Source organism: Streptomyces sp. NBC_00442, assembly GCF_036014195.1.
Lineage (GTDB): Bacteria > Actinomycetota > Actinomycetes > Streptomycetales > Streptomycetaceae > Streptomyces.
In genome coordinates this window covers 1458217-1474072 of sequence record NZ_CP107918.1, presented here as the reverse complement: position 1 = coordinate 1474072, position 15856 = coordinate 1458217, and the positions used below count along the sequence as shown (strand labels likewise).

Genomic DNA, 15856 nt, shown 5'->3' with positions numbered 1-15856 from the left:
GGTCAGTCGCCCAGCACGCGCCGCAGATAGGCGTTGGCGAAGCGGCGCTCGGGGTCGAGCCGGTCGCGCAGCGCGGTGAACTCGCCGAAGCGGGGGTAGGCCTCCGCGAAGTACGCCGCGTCCCGCGTGTGCAGCTTGCCCCAGTGCGGTCGGCCCGCGTGCTCCGTCATGATCCGCTCGACCGCCGTGAAGTAGGCCTGGTACGGCGTGCCCTTGAACATGTGCACGGCTATGTACGCGCTCTCCCGGCCCGAGGCGGTGGAGAGCGCGATGTCGTCGGCGGGCGCGGTACGGACCTCCACGGGGAAGCTCACGCGCAGCGGCGAGCGGTCCACCAGTGCCTTCACCTCGCGCAGCGCCCCGACGGCGGCCTCGCGCGGCAGGGCGTACTCCATCTCCACGAACCGCACCCGGCGCGGGCTGGTGAACACCTTGTAGGGGATGTCGGTGTAGGAGCGGGCGGAGAGCGCCCTGCTGGAGACCTTGGCGATGGCCGGGATGGTCGCGGGCGCGACCCGGCCGAGCGAACACACCGCCTGGAAGAGCCCGTTGGACATGAACTCGTCGTCGATCCAGGCCCGCACCCTCCCCGGCGGGGCCGCGGGACCCGCGCTGCGGTTGTTGCGCTTGGTGTTGCAATTGCCGGTGTGCGGGAACCAGTAGAACTCGAAGTGCTCGTTCTCCGCGTACAGCTCGTCGAAGTCGGCGGTGACCCGGTCGAAGGCCATCGGCTCCTCGCGGGCCGTGAGCCAGAACACCGGCTCCACGGCGAAGGTGATCGCGGTGACGATGCCGAGCGCGCCGAGCCCGATCCGGGCCGCGGCGAAGACCTCGGGGTTCTCCTTCGCGGAACAGGTCAGGAGCGAGCCGTCGGCGGTCACCAGTTCAAGTGCCGTGATCTGGGCGGCGATCGACGCCGATTCGCGGCCGGTGCCGTGGGTGCCGGTGCTCGTCGCTCCGGCGACCGTCTGCTCCATGATGTCGCCCATGTTGGTGAGCGAGAGACCCTCCCGCGCCAGCGCCGCGTTGAGCCGCTTCAGCGGTGTGCCGGCCTCCACGGTGACGGTCATCGCGGCGCGGTCGATCTCGCGGATGCCGGTCAGCAGGCCGGGGCGTATGAGCACGCCGTCGGTCGCGGCGGCCGACGTGAAGGAGTGGCCGGTGCCGACCGCCTTCACCGTCAGGCCGTCCTCGGCGGCCCTGCGTACCTCCGCGGCCAGTTCGGCCACGGAGGCCGGGGTGGCCTCCCTCGCCGGCCGGGCGGTGACATTGCCCGCCCAGTTACGCCAGGTGCTGCTGCCGTTCGCTCCGCTCATCTGCTCCGAGCCCCTCCCGATGCGGCACCGGCCTGCGAAGCCGGCGGTACCCCAGGAACGCCACCACCGCCGCGAGCGTTCCCGACACGCCGGACACCAGGTACCCCGCCTGTGCGCCCGCCGCGTCCACCACCCAACCGGCGGCGGAGGAGCCGAGCGCCACACCGACCGCGAGCCCGGTGCTGGTCCAGGTCATGCCCTCGGTGAGCCTGCTGCGCGGTACGTGCTGTTCGACGAGGGCCATCGTCGTCACCATCGTCGGCGCGATGAACAGACCCGCGACAAAGAGCGTCACGGCAAGGAACGGCAGGTTCCCGGCCAGTTGGAGCGGGATCATACTCACCGCCATCGCACACACGCCCACCAGCCACCTGGTCGAGGCGGAGCCCCGCAGGCGCAGCAGCCCGAACACGGCTCCGGCCAGGCACGAGCCGAGGGCGTACACGGCGAGGACCAGACTGGCCAGCGCCTTGTGGCCCCGCTCGTCGGCGAAGGCCACCGTGACCACGTCGACCGAGCCGAAGATCGCGCCGGTGGCGACGAAGGTGGCGACCAGGACCTGGAGCCCGCGCGAACTCAGCGCGGAGCGGCCGCTGTGGTGCTCGTGCGGGTGCGGTACGGGCTCGGTGCCGCGCTGGGCGGTCAGCCAGAGCACCCCGGCCACCAGGAAGCAGGCGGCGATCAGCGGGCCGGCTTCGGCGAACCAGGCGGTGGAGAGCCCGATGGACAGGATGGGCCCGAGGATGAAGCACAGCTCGTCGACGATCGATTCCCACGAGTAGGCCGTGTGCAGGTTCTGGGCGTCGCCGCGGTAGATCTCGGCCCAGCGGGCCCGGACCATGGAGCCGACGCTCGGCACGCAGCCGGCGCCCGCGGCGAAGACGAACAGGGTCCAGTCGGGGGCGCCGCGCTGGGCGCAGACGAGCAGACCGGTCACGGCGGCCACCGAGACCAGGGTGGCCGGGCGCAGCACCCTGCGCTGGCCGTGCCGGTCCACGAGCCGGGATATCTGGGGGCCGATGACGGCGGCCGACATGGCGAGCGTCGCCGAGAGCGCGCCGGCCAGGCCGTACCGCCCGGTGAGCTGGGAGATCATCGTCACCACGCCGATGCCCATCATCGACAGCGGCATCCGGCCGAGCAGACCGGCGGCGGAGAACCCCTTGGTGCCGGGGGCGGCGAAGATCGCGCGATAGGGACTGGGCAACGGGGGCTCCGGATCCGGCGTGACGCGTGTAATTAATTCCTAAAGCTTACGACGCTGAAGTGGACCTGCGCACCGCCTTTTCCGGCTCCGTCCACCGGGCTCGGTGGGCCGTCCGTCAGTGGCGGATGGCAGGATCGAGTCATGTCCGAACTGCACGATGAAGCTCGCGGAGCGGCCTCGGCCGCCGCCCCGTACGACGCCCTGCTGCTGCTCTCCTTCGGCGGCCCCGAAGGCCCCGACGACGTGGTCCCGTTCCTGGAGAACGTGACGCGCGGCCGCGGCATCCCGAGGGAGCGGCTCAAGGAGGTGGGGCAGCACTACTTCCTCTTCGGTGGAGTGAGCCCCATCAACGAGCAGAACCGCGCGCTGCTCGACGCCCTGCGCAAGGACTTCGCGCAGAACAGCCTGGACCTGCCGGTGTACTGGGGCAACCGGAACTGGGCGCCCTACCTCACCGACACCCTGCGCGAGATGGCCGCCGACGGCCACCGTCGCATCGCGGTCCTCGCCACCAGCGCCTACGCCTCGTACTCGGGCTGCCGCCAGTACCGCGAGAACCTCGCCGAGGCACTGGCCACGCTGGAGGCCGAGGGGCTCGCCGTGCCGCGGGTCGACAAGCTGCGGCACTACTTCAACCACCCCGGCTTCGTGCGGCCCATGACCGACGGCGTCCTCGCCGCGCTCGCCGGGCTGCCCGAGGACGTGCGCGCGGGCGCCCACCTCGCCTTCACCACCCACTCGATCCCCGAGGCGGCCGCCGACACCTCCGGCCCCGTCGAGGAGCACGGCGACGGCGGCGCCTATGTGCGCGAGCACCTCGACGTGGCGCGGACGATCGCCGACGCGGTGCGCGCCGAGACCGGTGTCGAGCGGCCCTGGCGGCTGGTCTACCAGTCCCGCTCCGGCGCCCCGCACACCCCCTGGCTCGAACCCGACATCTGCGACCACCTGGAGGCCGTGCACGGCGAGGGCGCGCCGGCCGTCGTCATGGTCCCCATCGGCTTCGTCTCCGACCACATGGAGGTCCTGTACGACCTCGACACGGAGGCCACCGCCAAGGCCGCCGAGCTCGGGCTCCCCGTGGCCCGTTCCGCCACCGTCGGGGCCGATCCCCGCTTCGCCGCGGCCGTGCGCGAGCTCGTCGTCGAGCGGGCCGCCACCGAGCGCGGGGCGGGGCCGCAGCGGTGCGCGCTCGGCGCCCTGGGCCCTTCGCACGACCTCTGCCCCGTCGGCTGCTGCCCCGCCGCCCGCGGCGCCGCCAAGTCCGCGGCGGCCGGCGCCGACAGCCCGTACGCGTAAGGAGCACCGATGACCGACCCCCTCCACCGCGACCTGCTGGACCTGGCCATGGAGGCCGCCCGGCGGGCCGGCGCGCTGCTGCGCGACGGCCGGCCCGCCGACCTCGCCGTCGCCACCACCAAGTCCAGCCCCGTCGACGTGGTGACCGAGATGGACATCGCCGCCGAGAAGCTGATCACCGGCTATCTCGCCGAGCGCCGCCCCGATGACGGGTTCCTCGGCGAGGAGGGCTCCTCCAGCGAGGGCACCAGCGGGGTGCGCTGGGTCATCGACCCGCTCGACGGAACCGTCAACTATCTGTACGGGCTGCCCACGTGGGCCGTCTCCATCGCCGCCGAGTTGGACGGCGAGCGGGTCGCGGGCGTGGTCGCCGCCCCGATGCGCGGCGAGACCTATCACGCCGTCCTCGGCGGCGGCGCCTTCGAGGGCGAGCACCGGCTGCGCTGCCGCCCCCCGGCTCCGCTCGCGCAGTCCCTCATCGGCACGGGCTTCGCCTACGTCCACTCCGTCCGCGCCCACCAGGCGGACGTGGCCCAGCGGCTGATCCCACGGTTCCGCGACATCCGCCGCGGCGGCTCGGCGGCGATCGACCTGTGCGACGTGGCGGCCGGCCGGCTCGACGGGTACTACGAGCGCGGCCTGAACCCGTGGGACCTGGCCGCGGGCGACCTGATCGCCCGCGAGGCCGGCGCGCTCACCGGCGGACGGCCGGGGGAGACCCCCTCGCGCGAACTCACGGTCGCCGCGTCCCCGGAGGTCTTCGGCCCCCTCCAGGCGCTCCTGGAGGAGCACGGCGCCTGGCACGACTGAGCCCGGCGCCCGCGGCCCCGGGGGGCGGGCCTGCCCGGCGCCCCCGGCATGACGAAACCCCGGCGCCGCGGTGCGGCGCCGGGGTTTCCCGGTGGATGGGATCAGAGCGCTACGGCTACTTCTACGCCGTGCTCGGCGGCCAGACGACGCAGGTCGTCCAGCTCCGCCTGCTCGACGTCGGCGAGGAAGTCGTCGCCGGTCTCGCGCGCCCGTGTGAGGTCGGTTTCCGTGGTCCTTATGCGCTGCAGAAGTCCTGCGGTGAAAGCGTCCATGGTGCGCCCCCTCGTCGTGGGTCGGTGGCACGGGGATGTGCCGACGGTGGGTAGCGACCACGACGTCAGGGTGTGGCAGGCCACAGCCGGGGCGTGATCGCGGGGTGTGCAGACGTCTTCCCCAAGCCCACTCTCAAAGAAACCTCAACTGCCGCGCCAATCCAGTTCATTCCCGCGCCGACCCCGCGTCCCCGCACGCGTCCCGGCACAGGTCCCGGCGCCGTGCCTGCCGTGTCCCGGCCGGAAGACGCAGGTCGGGGCGGGCACCGGCCGGGCAGCGCCTTACCGCCGGTTTATGGGCGTAAGGGGCAGGATGGAAGCGGACAGTCACTGGTTCAGTGCACAGATGTGCCCGCGCACGACGCGGGTCCTAGGGAAGGAAATGCGCCGTGCGCGTACTCGTCGTCGAGGACGAGCAGCTGCTCGCCGATGCGGTGGCCACCGGACTGCGCCGGGAGGCCATGGCCGTCGACGTCGTGTACGACGGCGCCGCGGCCCTGGAGCGGATCGGAGTGAACGACTACGACGTGGTCGTGCTCGACCGGGACCTCCCGCTCGTCCACGGCGACGACGTCTGCCGCAAGATCGTCGAACTGGGCATGGCCACCCGCGTCCTGATGCTGACCGCCGCGGGCGACGTCAGCGACCGGGTCGAGGGCCTGGAGATCGGCGCGGACGACTATCTGCCCAAGCCGTTCGCCTTCACCGAGCTGACCGCCCGCGTGCGCGCGCTCGGCCGGCGCACCACCGTGCCCCTGCCGCCCATCCTGGAGCGGGCGGGCATCAAGCTGGACCCCAACCGCCGCGAGGTGTTCCGGGAGGGCAAGGAGATCCAGCTCGCGCCCAAGGAGTTCGCCGTCCTTGAGGTCCTCATGCGCAGCGAGGGCGCCGTGGTCTCGGCCGAGCAGCTCCTGGAGAAGGCCTGGGACGAGAACACCGACCCGTTCACCAACGTCGTACGGGTCACCGTCATGACCCTGCGCCGCAAGCTCGGCGAGCCCCCGGTGATCGTCACCGTGCCGGGCTCCGGTTACCGGATCTGACGGCGGTGGCCGCCACGCCGGCGCCCCCCACGGCGCCCCCCAAGCCCACCTGGGCCCCGAAGTCGGCCGAACCGCCCTTCCCCTGGCTCAGGCCCACCATCCGCATACGCCTCACCCTGCTCTACGGCGGCATGTTCATGATCGCGGGGATACTGCTCCTCTCGATCATCTACCTGCTCGCCGCCCAGGCCCTGCACGCCGGCAGCGCCCCCTTCAAGATCGTGGGCGGCCAGGGCATCGCGCTGTCCAGCAGCAGCTGCCAGCTGCCCGCGTCGGGAACCTTCCAGGAGATCAACGACGCCATCGGCGTCTGCATGGCCCAACAGCGCCAGCACGCCCTCGACAACCTCCTCAGCCGCTCCCTGCTCGCCCTGGTCGGCCTCAGCGTCATCGCTTTCGCCTTCGGCTACGCGATGGCCGGCCGCGTCCTGTCGCCGCTCGGCAGGATCACCCGTACCGCCCGCCGCGTGGCCGGCACGGACCTGACCCGGCGCATCGAGCTCGACGGCCCCGACGACGAGCTCAAGGAGCTCTCCGACACCTTCGACGAGATGCTGGACCGCCTGGAGCGCGCCTTCACCGCGCAGCAGCGCTTCGTGGCCAACGCCTCGCACGAGCTGCGCACCCCGCTCGCCATCAACCGCACCCTGCTCGAAGTGCACCTCTCCGATCCCGGCGCCCCGGTCGAGCTCCAGCAGCTCGGCAAGACGCTGCTCGCCACCAACGAGCGCAGCGAGCAGCTCGTGGAGGGGCTGCTGCTGCTCGCCCGCAGCGACAACGAGATCGTCGACCGCAAGCCCGTCGACCTCGCCGAGGTGGCCTCCCGCGCCCTGGACCAGGCCAGGAACGAGGCCGAGGCCAAGGGCGTCGAGATCCGCGGCGAGCGGAGCCCCGCCGTCGTCCAGGGCAACGGCGTGCTCCTGGAGCGGATCGCGCTGAACCTGGTCCAGAACGCGGTCCGGTACAACATCCCCGAGGACGGCTGGGTCGAGGTGGTCACCGAGCTCAGGGAGGGGCACGCGACGCTCCTGGTGACCAACACGGGGCCCGTGGTCCCGGCGTACGAGATCGACAACATCTTCGAGCCGTTCAGGCGGCTGCGCACCGAGCGCACCGGCAGCGACAAGGGCGTCGGACTGGGCCTGTCCATCGCCCGGTCGGTGGCGCGGGCTCACGGAGGCCGTATCATCGCGGAGCCCCGCGAAGGCGGCGGCCTCGTGATGCGTGTCACCCTCCCGGTCTGAGACGCTGCTCGGAGCTGCGGTGACAGTTCGCTTTGCGCGGAATTTTCTGGACCTGTTCCTGAGAGTTTCGTGTGTGATCAGTCACAAAGGCAAACTTCCGGCCACCTACTCTCCGTGATCGTTAAATCCCCTGGAATCCCGGTAAAAGTCCGGGTTTCCGGGGGGTGGGATCACGGGAAGTACACGAGGTGGCACTGGTGAAGTGCGACATTAGGACCGTGTACGGTCCCGATCGCCATCCAAGACGAGCACTCTGAAGGAGTGCGGTTGGGTGTCGATTGAGTAACAGACCTTGATGTGAGGCAAAATCTCCGCCTCAGGTCGGGCACGAGTCCGGCCTCTCACGCGTTACGTGCGCTGAGACACCGCAACTACCCAAGAGGGGGAGAGCGACATGGCAACGGACTACGACACCCCACGCAAGACCGATGACGACGTCGATTCCGACAGCCTTGAAGAGCTGAAGGCACGGCGCAACGACAAGTCCACCTCGACCGTCGACGTCGACGACTTCGAGGCCGCCGAGGGCATGGAACTGCCCGGCGCGGACCTGTCCAACGAAGAGCTCGCCGTCCGCGTCCTGCCCAAGCAGGCCGACGAGTTCACCTGCATGAGCTGCTTCCTCGTGCACCACCGCAGCCAGCTGGCCCGCGAGAAGAACGGCCAGCCCATCTGCCGCGACTGCGACTGAGCAGGCCGGCCATGACAGGCGCTGAACCGCCCCGGAAGCGACCGTTCCGGAGGAAGGGTGCCCCGGGCTCCACCGAGGCACCACAGGGCGGCACAGGCCCGGCAGAAGGCGCGGAAGCCTCCGCCGAGCCGGCCGGCCTCCCTGCGGTGAGCGCCGTCGACGGTGCACGTGACGCGGAGCGGGGCCACCAGGCCTCGCTCGAAGCAGCCGTCACGGCGCCGCGGACGGAGGACGAGGCGGGACCCGCGGCCGGGGTCCGACGCCTGGACGCCCTGCGCAGGGGCGCTCTCGACAAGGGTGTTCCCGCCCTGAAAAGGAGCGTGCCGGTGCTCAAGAAGGGCGTACGCAAGAGCGGCGAGGGCGTGAAGGCCTCGCTCGGCCACCTTGCCGACCGGATCATCGACGTCGCCCCCCGCATCCCGGTGCGGGACCTGGCGACCCTGCGCGCCCAGTTTCCCGGGCTCGGCCCGGAGGAGATCGCCGACAAGCTGATCGCGGGCGCCGCCAACGGCACCTCCACGGTCGGCGCGGGCATCGGCGCGGCCGCGATGCTGCCCGTCCCGCCCGCGATGCCCGCCGAGCTCGCCGCGGAGATCACGGGCGTCGCCGCCATCGAACTGAAGCTGATCGCCGAGCTGCACGAGGTCTACGGAATGCGCCCGCCCGGCACGCTCAAAGAGCGGTCGATGGCGTATCTGACGTCGTGGACGGAGGAGCGCGGCATCGACGTGACCAAGCCGGCGACGCTCAACTTCGCGCTCGGCGGCCAGATGAAGCGCGAACTGCGCCAGCAGATCATGAAGCGCATGGTCCGCAATCTGCCGAACCTGACGCCGTTCATGGTCGGCGCGGCCGTCGGCGCCGTGATGAACCGCCGGGACACCAAGAAGCTCGCCGGGCACGTGCGGAAGGACCTGCGCCGGCGTCAGGTGCCCTGGGACGCGCTGCCGGACCTGCCGGCCCTGGAACAGCCGCACGACCCGCTGCCGCCGGGCGGCATCCCCAAGGAACTCGGCCGCTGAGCGGCCGAGCGCCTCAGGCCGTGCGGGCCGCGTTCAGCGCCGCCCTCAGGGCCTCGGGGTCACGCGTCGAGAGGTAGACGTAGGGCGTCGGGTCCGCCGGGTCCGTGATCTCCACCTTCAGCGCCGTCGGAATGTACGCCCGCAGCAGCATGTACGCGCGCGGATCCGCCTTGTGCAGCCGCCAGGCCCGCGCCTCGTCGGCGTCCAGGATCTCGGGTTCGCCCAGCGCCTTCACCGGGATCCGGGCCTCGCCCGCGACCAGGGTGTCCGGGAGCACCCGGATCCTGATCGACCCGTACGAGCTCACCACCACCCACGACACCGCGGTGCCGCCGACCAGACCGGCCAGCATCGGCAGCGTGCCCACCGGCAGCAGCATGAGCGCGCACGCGACGCCGACCAGGACGGAGATGAACCACCAGGAGCGGGGTGCGGTGAGGCGTTCTGCGTACTGCGGGGCATGGGGCTGCATGAAAGCTAGCTTGGCACGGCGCGACCCGCTCCCTGACCGCGGGTAAGGTCTGCGCCTGTGACTGCTACATCTGCGTCCTTGACGCCCCCGGCCGACGCCACGGCGCCGGTGCGGCACCCCGAGGCGCCCGCGCCCGGTGAGCTGCTCGGTGCGCACTACGGGCACTGCTTCGGCTGCGGCGACGGACAGCCCCATGGACTGCACCTGGCCGCGCGCGCCGGGCAGGGAGTTACCGTCACCGCCGAGTTCACCGTGCGGGAGGCCCACCAGGGCGCCCCCGGGCTCGCCCACGGCGGGGTCCTCGCGACCGCGCTCGACGAGACGCTCGGCTCGCTGAACTGGCTGCTCCGGGTCATCGCGGTGACCGGCCGCCTGGAGACGGATTTCGCCCGCCCGGTCCCGGTCGGCACCGTGCTGCACCTGGCGGCCGAGGTCACGGCCGTGGCCGGCCGCAAGATCTACTCCCGGGCCACCGGCCGCATCGGCGGCCCCGAGGGGCCCGTGGCGGTCCGGGCCCAGGCCCTCTTCATCGAGGTGAAGGTGGACCACTTCATCGACAACGGACGCCCGGCCGAGATCCAGGCCGCGATGTCCGATCCCGACCAGGTCAGGCGCGCCCGCGCCTTCGAGGTGAACCCGTGATGCGCGAACCCGTGGACGTCCTCATCCGCCGTGTCGACCCGGAGGTGCCGATTCCGGCGTACGGGCACCCGGGCGACGCCGGGGTCGATCTGGTGACCACCGACGCCGCCGAGCTCGCCCCGGGTGAACGGGCGGTTCTGGCGACCGGTGTTTCCGTCGCGCTGCCCGACGGGTACGCGGCCTTCGTGCACCCCCGTTCGGGGCTCGCCGCCCGGTGCGGTGTCGCCCTGGTGAATGCCCCGGGGACGGTGGATGCCGGGTACCGTGGAGAGATCAAGGTGATCGTGGTCAACCTCGACCCGCGCGAGAGCGTGCGGTTCGAGCGTTTCGACCGCATTGCCCAACTGGTTGTCCAGCAGGTCGAGAAGGTGCGCTTCCACGAGGTGGCGGAGCTTCCCGGCTCGGCGCGGGCCGAGGGGGGCTTCGGGTCCACCGGCGGTCACGCCGCCGTGGGCGGTTCGGCCGCCGATGGCGGCACAACGGGTGGGAATCGATACGCTTCGGTCGTATCCGACCGGGAAGGACAGTGACGTGTTCGGACGTCGCAAGAAGAGTGGATCCGCGGACGACGCGGCGGACGCGCCGGGCGAGGCCGAGCAGGTCGTCGACGGCACGGAGGCCGACGACAGCGAGGCCGGCGACGGAGCCGGGGTGCGCAGGGTGAACCTGCCGCCCGCGCCCCGTCCGGACGGACCCTGGGACGTCTCCGAGGTGACCGAGCCCGGAGAGGGCAGGGTCGACCTCGGCGGCCTCTTCGTCCCCGGGGTCGAGGGCATGGAGCTGCGGGTCGAGGTCGCGGGCGACGCGATCGTGGCGGCCACGGTCGTCCTGAACGACAGCGCGGTCCAGCTGCAGGCCTTCGCGGCACCGAAGAAGGAAGGCATCTGGGGCGAGGTCCGCGAGGAGATCGCCACCGGCATCACCCAGCAGGGCGGCATCATCGACGAGGTCGAGGGCCCGCTCGGCTGGGAGCTGCGGGCACAGGTCCCCGTACAGCTGCCCGACGGGACCAACGGCGTCCAGCTGGTGCGCTTCGTGGGTGTGGACGGACCGCGCTGGTTCCTGCGCGGGGTCATCTCCGGCCAGGGCGCGGTGCAGCCGCAGGCCGCCGGGCTCCTGGAGACGATCTTCCGCGACACCGTCGTGGTGCGCGGTGAGGGCCCGATGGCGCCCCGCGACCCGATCGTCCTGAAGCTGCCCAACGACGCGCAGATGGTGCCCGAGGGCGTCCAGCAGGAGGACCAGGAGGGCTCGCGCTTCTCCGGCGGCATGGGCCAGCTCCAGCGCGGCCCCGAGGTCACCGAGATCCGCTGACCCGTATGCCCGTAACGCCCGTATGACCGATGGGCCGCACCCCCGCACGGGGGCGCGGCCCATCGGCGTCCCCGGACCCTTCCTGGCCCGGCTGCCGCCCCGTCCTGCGCCGCGCGTCCGCGGATTCCGGCTCCGCGTTGCCCGAAAGGCCTTCCCCGCGCGGGCGATCCGGGCAGACCGCCTTCGTTCCATTGCCCGGCCCGGTGCGCCCCGCACATACTGGCGGCCGGCCGCGCACACGAACGTACGGGGGACACTGGCATGACCCGGAGCACCAGCGGACAGGGCGGCACGGCCGTCGCGGACGGCCTGCCGAGCGGCGCCATGGTCACGGTGGAGGGCCTGCACCGCTCGTACGGCAGCGGCGCCGCCGCCGTGCACGCGCTGCGCGGGGTCTCCTTCGAGGTGCCGCGCGGTGAACTGGTCGCCCTCAAGGGGCGCTCGGGCTCCGGCAAGACGACGCTGCTCAACCTCCTCGGCGGCCTCGACAGGCCGGACGGCGGCACCATCACCGTCGACGGCACCGACGTCGGAAGCCTGGGGGAGCAGGGCCTCCTGGAGCTGCGCCGCGACCGCATCGGCTTCATCTTCCAGTCCTTCGGCCTCATCCCCATCCTCAGCGCCGCCGAGAACGTGGGCGTCCCGATGCGGCTGAAGAAGGCCGACCCGCGCGAGCGCGAGGAGCGCGCCGCCCTGCTGCTCTCCCTCGTCGGCCTCGGCGACCACGCGGCCCAGCGTCCCGGGGAGCTCTCCGGCGGGCAGCAGCAGCGCGTCGCCATCGCCCGCGCCCTGGCCAACCGCCCGTCCCTGCTCATCGCGGACGAGCCCACGGGCCAGCTCGACGCCGACACCGGTCTCGCGGTGATGGAGCTGCTGCGCGCCGTCGTACGCAGCGAGGGCGTCACCGTCCTGGTCGCCACCCACGACAGCCAGCTCCTGGGCCTCGCCGACCGCGTCCTGGAGCTCAACGACGGGCACATCACCGACCACGGCTGATCACGGCCCACCCGTCGGTCCCCGGCCCGCGGTCCCCCCGCCCGGCCCGCGCGCTCGGACCGGCCGGCGCGTCAGAATCGCGTCAATACGCGCCCCCCGCCCCACCCCCACCCCATTTGCCGCAATTGTTGGCCGTAAGGTCGACGCAGCGTACGCATCTGCATTCTGAAAGACAATGGGGCCATGGCACGCGGCAAGCTTCGGATCTATCTCGGCGCGGCGCCGGGCGTCGGCAAGACGTACGCCATGCTCTCCGAGGCGCACCGCCGCGTCGAGCGCGGCACCGACTGCGTCGTCGCCCTCGTCGAGCACCACGGCAGGCCCCGCACCGAAGTGATGCTGCACGGCCTGGAACAGGTCCGGCGACGCACGATCGACCACCGCGGGGCCGCCTTCACCGAGATGGACGTCGACGCGGTCCTCGACCGGCGCCCCGCCGTCGCCCTCGTGGACGAACTGGCGCACAGCAATGTGCCCGGCGCCCGCAACACCAAGCGCTGGCAGGACGTCGAGGAACTGCTCGCCGCCGGCATCGACGTCGTGTCCACCGTCAACATCCAGCACCTGGAGTCCCTCGGCGACGTCGTGGAGTCGATCACCGGCGTACGCCAGCGCGAGACGGTGCCCGACGAGGTGGTGCGCCGCGCCGACCAGATCGAGCTCGTCGACATGTCGCCCCAGGCGCTGCGCCGCCGCATGGCGCACGGCAACGTCTACCAGTCCGACAAGGTCGACGCCGCCCTCTCCAACTACTTCCGCCCCGGCAACCTCACCGCGCTGCGCGAGCTGGCGCTGCTCTGGGTCGCCGACCGCGTCGACGAGTACCTCCAGCAGTACCGCGGCGAGCACGACATCAAGTCGACCTGGCAGGCGCGCGAGCGCATCGTCGTCGGCCTCACCGGCGGCCCCGAGGGACGCACCCTCATCCGCCGGGCCGCCCGCATGGCCGCCAAGGGCTCCGGCAGCGAGGTCCTCGCGGTGTATGTGGCCAGGAGCGACGGGCTCACCTCCGCCTCGCCGAAGGAGCTCGCCGTCCAGCGCACCCTCGTCGAGGACCTCGGCGGGAGCTTCCACCACGTCATAGGCGACGACATCCCCGCAGCGCTGCTCGCCTTCGCCCGCGGCGTCAACGCCACACAGATCGTGCTCGGCTCCAGCCGCCGCAAGGCCTGGCAGTACATCCTGGGCCCCGGCGTCGGACAGACCGTGGCCCGGGACTCGGGCCCCGACCTCGATGTCCACATCGTCACGCACGAGGCGGTCGCCAAGGGCCGCGGTCTGCCCGTCGCGCGCGGCGCCCGGCTCGGACGGGTCCGCATCGTGTGGGGCTGGGCGGCCGGGGTGATCGGCCCCGCGCTGCTGACGGTGCTGCTCACCAACGTCGAGGCCGGCCTCGGGCTCGCCAACGACATGCTGCTCTTCCTGACCCTGACGGTGGCCGCGGCGCTGCTCGGCGGACTGCTCCCCGCGCTCGCGTCGGCCGCGTTCGGTTCGTTCCTCCTGAACTACTTCTTCACGCCGCCCGTCCACCAGGTCACGATCGCCGACCCGAAGAACATCGTCGCCATCGTCATCTTCGTCCTGGTGGCCGTCTCGGTGGCGTCCGTCGTCGACCTCGCGGCCCGCCGCACCCACCAGGCCGCCCGGCTGCGCGCTGAATCCGAGATCCTCTCCTTCCTCGCGGGCAGCGTCCTGCGCGGCGAGACCAGCCTGGACGCCCTCCTGGAACGGGTCCGCGAGACCTTCGCCATGCAGTCCGTCGCCCTCCTGGAACGGGCCGGCGACGTGGAGCCCTGGACGTGCGCGGGCAGCGTCGGCCCGCACCCGGTGGCCCGCCCCGAGGACGCGGACGTCGACATGCCGGTCGGCGACCACATGGCGCTCGCCCTGTCGGGGCGCGTCCTGCCCGCCGAGGACCGGCGCGTGCTCGGCGCCTTCGCCGCCCAGGCCGCCGTCGTCGTGGACCGCAGGCGCCTGCTCGGCGAGGCCGAGGAGGCGCGCAAGCTCGCCGAGGGCAACCGCATCCGCACCGCGCTGCTCGCCGCCGTCAGCCACGACCTGCGCACCCCGCTCGCCTCGATCAAGGCCGCCGTGAGTTCGCTGCGCTCCGACGACGTCGACTGGTCCGACGAGGACCGCGCCGAGCTCCTCCAGGGCATCGAGGAGGGCGCCGACCGGCTCGACCACCTCGTCGGCAACCTCCTCGACATGTCCCGCCTCCAGACCGGCACCGTCACCCCGCTGATCCGCGAGATCGACCTCGACGAGGTGGTCCCCATGGCGCTCGGCGGCGTCCCCGAGGACAGCGTCGTCCTGGACGTTCCCGAGACGCTGCCCATGGTCGAGGTCGACCCCGGTCTCCTGGAGCGGGCCGTCGCCAACGTGGTGGAGAACGCCGTCAAGTACAGCCCGCCGGGCCGCCCCGTCTCCGTCGCCGCGAGCGCCCTCGCCGACCGCGTGGAGATCCGCGTCACCGACCGCGGCCCCGGCGTCCCGGACGCCGCCAAGGACCGCATCTTCGCGCCGTTCCAGCGCTACGGCGACGCCCCGCGCGGCGCCGGAGTGGGCCTCGGCCTCGCTGTCGCCCGGGGCTTCGCCGAAGCCATGGGTGGCACGCTCGCCGCCGAGGACACCCCCGGCGGAGGCCTCACCATGGTCCTCACCGTCCGCGCCGCCCCCGGCCCCGCCCACGCCACCTCCGGCCTCACCGCAGGGGGCGCCGCATGAACCGAACCGCTCAGACCGCAACCGCGGAAGGCAGGGATCCCAGATGACCCGGGTGCTCGTGGTCGAGGACGAGCCGCAGATCGTGCGCGCGCTCGTGATCAACCTCAAGGCACGCAAGTACGAGGTGGACGCGGCCCCCGACGGAGCGAGCGCCCTCCAGCTCGCCGCCGCTCGCCACCCCGACGTGGTGGTGCTCGACCTCGGCCTGCCCGACATGGACGGCGTCGACGTCATCCGCGGGCTGCGCGGCTGGACCCGGGTCCCCATCCTGGTGCTCTCCGCCCGCCACACCTCCGACGAGAAGGTCGAGGCGCTCGACGCGGGCGCCGACGACTACGTCACCAAGCCCTTCGGCATGGACGAGCTCCTCGCCCGGCTGCGCGCCGCCGTACGCCGCGCGGAACCGGTCGGCGGCGCGGACGGCGCCGACGACGTGGTGACGGTCGAGACCGAGGGCTTCACCGTCGACCTGGCCGCCAAGAAGGTCAACCGCGCGGGCCGCGACGTACGCCTCACGCCCACCGAGTGGCACCTGCTCGAAGTCCTCGTGCGCAACACCGGCCGCCTGGTCAGCCAGAAGCAGTTGCTCCAGGAGGTCTGGGGCCCCTCCTACGGCACCGAGACGAACTACCTGCGGGTCTACATGGCCCAGCTGCGCCGCAAACTGGAGCTCGACCCCTCGCACCCGCGCCACTTCATCACCGAGCCGGGCATGGGCTACCGCTTCGAACGCTGATCCGCCCTCCCGCGGCGCCCCGGTGACCGGAACGCCTCACACCGCTGCGGTAGGGCCGCGGAATC

Annotated in this window: 16 protein-coding genes; 12 read left to right on the top strand and 4 right to left on the bottom strand. The window is 72.2% G+C overall.

Features of this window, described 5'->3' with window-relative positions:
- Positions 1 to 2 precede the first annotated feature (2 nt).
- Together OG432_RS06565 and OG432_RS06560 are read right to left on the bottom strand one after the other, a co-directional pair.
- Positions 3 to 1316 carry a D-arabinono-1,4-lactone oxidase gene (locus OG432_RS06565; RefSeq protein ID WP_328308668.1) on the bottom strand — a complete coding sequence of 438 codons (1314 nt, stop codon included), beginning with the start codon at positions 1314 to 1316 and terminating at the stop codon, positions 3 to 5.
- On the bottom strand, positions 1282 to 2523 hold the full coding sequence (locus tag OG432_RS06560; protein ID WP_328308666.1) for an MFS transporter: 1242 nt from the start codon (positions 2521 to 2523) through the stop codon (positions 1282 to 1284). Before OG432_RS06560 ends, OG432_RS06565 begins: the two co-directional genes overlap by 35 nt.
- Positions 2524 to 2664: 141 nt before the next feature.
- Between OG432_RS06560 and OG432_RS06555 the strand changes: the two genes are divergently transcribed.
- Together OG432_RS06555 and OG432_RS06550 are read left to right on the top strand one after the other, a co-directional pair.
- A complete protein-coding gene (locus OG432_RS06555) occupies positions 2665 to 3822 on the top strand; it encodes a ferrochelatase (RefSeq protein ID WP_328308664.1) in 1158 nt (385 codons plus the stop codon).
- Between the two features lie 9 nt (positions 3823 to 3831).
- Complete coding sequence (locus tag OG432_RS06550) at positions 3832 to 4632, top strand: inositol monophosphatase family protein (protein ID WP_328308662.1); 801 nt, start codon at positions 3832 to 3834, stop codon at positions 4630 to 4632.
- Positions 4633 to 4733: 101 nt separating this feature from the next.
- On the opposite strand, the gene OG432_RS06545 is transcribed toward OG432_RS06550, so the two are convergent.
- Entirely contained in the window at positions 4734 to 4904 is a 171-nt protein-coding gene (locus tag OG432_RS06545) for a hypothetical protein (protein WP_189390026.1), read from the bottom strand.
- 389 nt (positions 4905 to 5293) lie between these two features.
- Here OG432_RS06545 and OG432_RS06540 point away from each other — a divergent pair, with 389 nt between their 5' ends.
- The 4 genes from OG432_RS06540 (at position 5294) to OG432_RS06525 (ending at position 8904) form a co-directional block, all read left to right on the top strand.
- Positions 5294 to 5947, top strand: a complete 654-nt coding sequence (locus OG432_RS06540; RefSeq protein WP_328308659.1) for a response regulator transcription factor — start codon at positions 5294 to 5296, stop codon at positions 5945 to 5947.
- A 5-nt stretch (positions 5948 to 5952) separates the two neighbouring features.
- Positions 5953 to 7191 (top strand): sensor histidine kinase, encoded by a 1239-nt coding sequence (locus tag OG432_RS06535; protein WP_328308657.1) that lies wholly within the window; start codon positions 5953 to 5955, stop codon positions 7189 to 7191.
- Between the two features lie 394 nt (positions 7192 to 7585).
- Positions 7586 to 7882 carry a DUF4193 domain-containing protein gene (locus tag OG432_RS06530; protein ID WP_100575921.1) on the top strand — a complete coding sequence of 99 codons (297 nt, stop codon included), beginning with the start codon at positions 7586 to 7588 and terminating at the stop codon, positions 7880 to 7882.
- Between the two features lie 11 nt (positions 7883 to 7893).
- Positions 7894 to 8904, top strand: coding sequence for a hypothetical protein (locus OG432_RS06525; protein WP_328308648.1), 1011 nt, complete (start codon positions 7894 to 7896; stop codon positions 8902 to 8904).
- A gap of 13 nt (positions 8905 to 8917) precedes the next feature.
- Here OG432_RS06525 and OG432_RS06520 read toward each other — a convergent pair whose 3' ends face one another.
- Positions 8918 to 9376, bottom strand: coding sequence for a DUF3093 domain-containing protein (locus tag OG432_RS06520; protein WP_328308646.1), 459 nt, complete (start codon positions 9374 to 9376; stop codon positions 8918 to 8920).
- A gap of 57 nt (positions 9377 to 9433) precedes the next feature.
- Between OG432_RS06520 and OG432_RS06515 the strand changes: the two genes are divergently transcribed.
- The 6 genes from OG432_RS06515 (at position 9434) to OG432_RS06490 (ending at position 15791) form a co-directional block, all read left to right on the top strand.
- Complete coding sequence (locus tag OG432_RS06515) at positions 9434 to 10018, top strand: PaaI family thioesterase (protein WP_328308644.1); 585 nt, start codon at positions 9434 to 9436, stop codon at positions 10016 to 10018.
- Positions 10018 to 10548, top strand: a complete 531-nt coding sequence (dut, locus tag OG432_RS06510) for a dUTP diphosphatase (RefSeq protein WP_328308642.1) — start codon at positions 10018 to 10020, stop codon at positions 10546 to 10548. Before OG432_RS06515 ends, dut begins: the two co-directional genes overlap by 1 nt.
- Before the next feature lies 1 nt (position 10549).
- Positions 10550 to 11332, top strand: coding sequence for a DUF3710 domain-containing protein (locus OG432_RS06505; RefSeq protein ID WP_328308640.1), 783 nt, complete (start codon positions 10550 to 10552; stop codon positions 11330 to 11332).
- 261 nt (positions 11333 to 11593) lie between these two features.
- Positions 11594 to 12328 carry an ABC transporter ATP-binding protein gene (locus OG432_RS06500; protein WP_328308638.1) on the top strand — a complete coding sequence of 245 codons (735 nt, stop codon included), beginning with the start codon at positions 11594 to 11596 and terminating at the stop codon, positions 12326 to 12328.
- Positions 12329 to 12511: 183 nt separating this feature from the next.
- Complete coding sequence (locus tag OG432_RS06495) at positions 12512 to 15055, top strand: sensor histidine kinase KdpD (RefSeq protein ID WP_328308636.1); 2544 nt, start codon at positions 12512 to 12514, stop codon at positions 15053 to 15055.
- Between the two features lie 43 nt (positions 15056 to 15098).
- Positions 15099 to 15791: a response regulator gene (locus tag OG432_RS06490; RefSeq protein ID WP_328308634.1), complete on the top strand. Its 693-nt coding sequence runs from the start codon at positions 15099 to 15101 to the stop codon at positions 15789 to 15791.
- The last annotated feature ends 65 nt before the right edge of the window (positions 15792 to 15856 follow it).

Coding starts and splice junctions, on each gene's coding strand:
- OG432_RS06565 (WP_328308668.1), bottom strand. CDS start 1,316: ATGAGCGGAGCGAACGGCAGCAGCACCTGGCGTAACTGGGCGGGCAAT.
- dut (WP_328308642.1), top strand. CDS start 10,018: ATGCGCGAACCCGTGGACGTCCTCATCCGCCGTGTCGACCCGGAGGTG.
- OG432_RS06550 (WP_328308662.1), top strand. CDS start 3,832: ATGACCGACCCCCTCCACCGCGACCTGCTGGACCTGGCCATGGAGGCC.
- OG432_RS06520 (WP_328308646.1), bottom strand. CDS start 9,376: ATGCAGCCCCATGCCCCGCAGTACGCAGAACGCCTCACCGCACCCCGC.
- OG432_RS06530 (WP_100575921.1), top strand. CDS start 7,586: ATGGCAACGGACTACGACACCCCACGCAAGACCGATGACGACGTCGAT.
- OG432_RS06545 (WP_189390026.1), bottom strand. CDS start 4,904: ATGGACGCTTTCACCGCAGGACTTCTGCAGCGCATAAGGACCACGGAA.
- OG432_RS06525 (WP_328308648.1), top strand. CDS start 7,894: ATGACAGGCGCTGAACCGCCCCGGAAGCGACCGTTCCGGAGGAAGGGT.
- OG432_RS06500 (WP_328308638.1), top strand. CDS start 11,594: ATGACCCGGAGCACCAGCGGACAGGGCGGCACGGCCGTCGCGGACGGC.
- OG432_RS06555 (WP_328308664.1), top strand. CDS start 2,665: ATGTCCGAACTGCACGATGAAGCTCGCGGAGCGGCCTCGGCCGCCGCC.
- OG432_RS06495 (WP_328308636.1), top strand. CDS start 12,512: ATGGCACGCGGCAAGCTTCGGATCTATCTCGGCGCGGCGCCGGGCGTC.
- OG432_RS06490 (WP_328308634.1), top strand. CDS start 15,099: ATGACCCGGGTGCTCGTGGTCGAGGACGAGCCGCAGATCGTGCGCGCG.